The sequence below is a fragment of the Pseudoneobacillus rhizolycopersici genome (genome assembly GCF_054786815.1).
Genome location: NZ_JBTOOE010000056.1, coordinates 1 through 2,891, shown reverse-complemented (window position 1 = coordinate 2,891; position 2,891 = coordinate 1). Strand labels below are relative to the sequence as shown.

Below are 2,891 nucleotides of genomic sequence, written 5' to 3'. Positions count from 1 at the left end.
TGTAACTGCTAATCTATAATTAACAGTTTTCGCTAATTAAGAATGAACACTTTATTCCAAAATAATCTCAGTTAATCTATGATTCTATTATCAACTTGATTAACTGGAGGACATGGAAGGTGGAAAAATTAATATTGTATATTAGGGTTCATCAATTAAAGGAACAAGGGTTCAAAATAGCAGCTATTGCTAGAAAGCTGGGGATATGTAGAAATACTGTCTATAAACATTTGGAAATGCCATTCGAGGAAGCAAAGGAATGGGTTAATTCCCTTAGCAGAAGGAGTCGAAAGCTAGATTCATACCAGAACGAAATATTGAGTTGGTTAAAAGAACATCCGGATCTGTCATCAGCACAAGTTCATGATTGGCTAAAAGAAAGATATCCTAAAATTGAGATTGGGGAAAGCACAACTAGAGGTTATGTAAGCGAACTTAGAGATATTTATCATATTCCTAAAGAAGTACATGTTCGACCACATGAGGCTGTTGAGGAATTGCCAATGGGGCAGCAACTACAAGTAGATTGGGGAGAAATAACGGTTAAGAATGTGGAGAAAAAGGAGATTAAATTATATTTTATTACTTTTGTACTCTCTCATTCTCGATACAAATTTGTTCTTTGGCAAACAAGGCCATTTACTACTAGGGACGCTATTTGGAGCCACGAGAGGGCTTTTGAATATTATGGTGGTGTGCCAGAAGAAATTGTTTATGATCAGGATCATCTAATAACAGTGAGTGAAAATGCAGGAGATATAATTTTAACTGGGGAGTTTCAGTCCTACAAACAAGAGAGGAAATTTCGCATTTACTTGTGTCGCAAGTCAGATCCCCAAAGTAAAGGGAAAATTGAAAATGTAGTGAAATTCGTAAAGCGGAACTTCGCTAAGCACCGAGTATTTTCTAACATTGATAGTTGGAATGAAAAGTGCCTATCGTGGCTAGATAGGACTGGAAATTACAACGTACATAATACAACGAAAAAGAGACCAGTAGAAGTGCACGCCCTGGAAAAGCAACACTTAAAACCGGTCCCCTCGCTTCTCTCTTTCGAGAGTTACCACGGTTCAAGTATATCAAGAACCGTGCATAAGGACAACGTTATTAAATATAAATCGAACCGGTATTCTGTTCCAGTGGGGACTTATCGTCCTCGTGGAGATAATACTGTCTATATTGATATTCAAGAAGAAGATCTTATTATTAGGTGTACTCCGCAAGGAGAAATCTTGGCTAAGCATCAGTTAAGTCTAGGAAAGGGAGAGCTTATCAAAAACCGTAATCATACAAGAGACCGGTCAAAAGGAATTCAGGCTTTTCGAGAAACTATTATTAGACAATTTGATAATCAAGAAAGTGCAGAGTTGTTTTTACATAAGATAGCTGATATCTACCCAAGGTATATGCGAGATCAGCTACAGGTCATCCAACATACGATAACTCATTACCGTTCTGAAGTAGAGGAAGCCCTTGAAAAATGTATCCAAGATCAGTTGTGGAGCGCCAATGACCTTAGGGATTTAGCGCAACATCTCACTCGTCTAAAAGAATCAAAGCCCTCCAATCCTCAAGTAAATACCGAAATTAAAAGTAATAACCTCGCATTAAAAGCCACTGCAACAACAAGGGACATGGATAACTATATCAGGATTTTGGAAGGAGTTTCGTAATGACCGGCAGCGTACAAGTATTGCAAGATTACCTTCGGCAATTAAGGATGACAGAAACGGCAAATGAGCTAACCAGCATTCTCCGGGAGACAGAGAAACATGCTTTGACTTACCAAGAATTCCTGCAAAAACTTTTAATGCATGAGTTAAAACGTCGGGACGAAAAGAATGTAGAAAAAAGATTAAAATGGGCAAAGTTCCCTTACCATAAGACTTTAGATGAATTTAGCATTGAGCAACAGCAGTGCTTATCGCTTCGGCAATTAAATCAATTAAAAGAACTTAATTGGCTGGAGCAACAATATAATCTTATTTTACTAGGACCGCCAGGGGCTGGGAAAACACACATTAGTATTGGGTTAGGCATAGAAGCTGTCCACAAAGGGTTTAAGGTTGTATTTACGTCAATGGGTGATCTAGTTCAGCTATTAAAAACAGAAGAGTTTATACAAAAGTCACAGATTCAGATTAAGAGGATTAAAGAATCTGATTTAGTAATCATAGATGACTTAATGTATATGGCAATGGATCAACGTGAAGCCAACCTCTTTTTCCATTTAATAAACTATTTATACGAGCGCAGCTCGGTTATTTTGACCTCAAATAAAGGGCCAGAACAATGGGCTGAATTAATGGGAGACCAAGGAATCACAACCGCTATTTTGGATCGACTGCTTCACAGGGTAGAAGTAATCCAGCTTAATGAAAATGACAGCTGGAGAATGAGAAATCGTTCTACCATCTTTAAATAGAAAATCGTTAATTTAACAAGGAGCCAAAACATATGGAGAATTTATTAACAGTAAAGGAAGTTGCCTCCTTCTTACAATCGTATGGGATAAAGTGTCACTGGCATGATGTACAGAGCTGGGCTGTAGAGGGACAAATTAAGGCGAAACACGAAGATAGAGCTTACAGAATAGCCGAAAAAGATGCTTATGAATTTTTAGACTCGCTGTGGAAAGGCAATTCATATGAAGTATATGAGACTATGATAAACAGGTTAATTAAATACAATGAAGTTTATCAAGATAGAATTACTAAATTAGAGGAAGAAAGTCAAAAATTACGGCTAAGATTAGCTGAGTTTGAAGTAAAACAGTATTAAATAAAAATAAATTCCCCTGCCTTTATGGATTAGGTGGGGGATAATTAGTGATTAATAAGAGTGTTCAAAATAAATTAGCAAAAAGTGTTCAGAACTACTTGACGGTTACA

3 protein-coding genes are annotated in these 2,891 nt (G+C 37.0%); all 3 read left to right on the top strand.

Annotated elements, in window-relative coordinates; genetic code table 11:
- Nucleotides 1-131: 131 nt before the first annotated feature.
- Genes istA through ACX9YW_RS22795 form a run of 3 tightly spaced genes read left to right on the top strand, consistent with a single transcriptional unit; the run spans nt 132 to nt 2,781 of the window.
- Nucleotides 132-1,673 (top strand): IS21 family transposase, encoded by a 1,542-nt coding sequence (gene istA, locus ACX9YW_RS22805; protein WP_460350992.1) that lies wholly within the window; start codon nt 132-134, stop codon nt 1,671-1,673.
- Entirely contained in the window at nt 1,673-2,425 is a 753-nt protein-coding gene (istB, locus tag ACX9YW_RS22800) for an IS21-like element helper ATPase IstB (protein ID WP_460350990.1), read from the top strand. The genes istA and istB overlap by 1 nt, the downstream gene beginning before the upstream one ends.
- A gap of 32 nt (nt 2,426-2,457) precedes the next feature.
- On the top strand, nt 2,458-2,781 hold the full coding sequence (locus ACX9YW_RS22795) for a hypothetical protein (RefSeq protein WP_460350988.1): 324 nt from the start codon (nt 2,458-2,460) through the stop codon (nt 2,779-2,781).
- Nucleotides 2,782-2,891 lie beyond the last annotated feature (110 nt).

Bases quoted from the DNA above. Each gene is read 5' to 3' on its own strand.
- istB (WP_460350990.1), top strand. From the start codon at position 1,673: ATGACCGGCAGCGTACAAGTATTGCAAGATTACCTTCGGCAATTAAGG.
- ACX9YW_RS22795 (WP_460350988.1), top strand. From the start codon at position 2,458: ATGGAGAATTTATTAACAGTAAAGGAAGTTGCCTCCTTCTTACAATCG.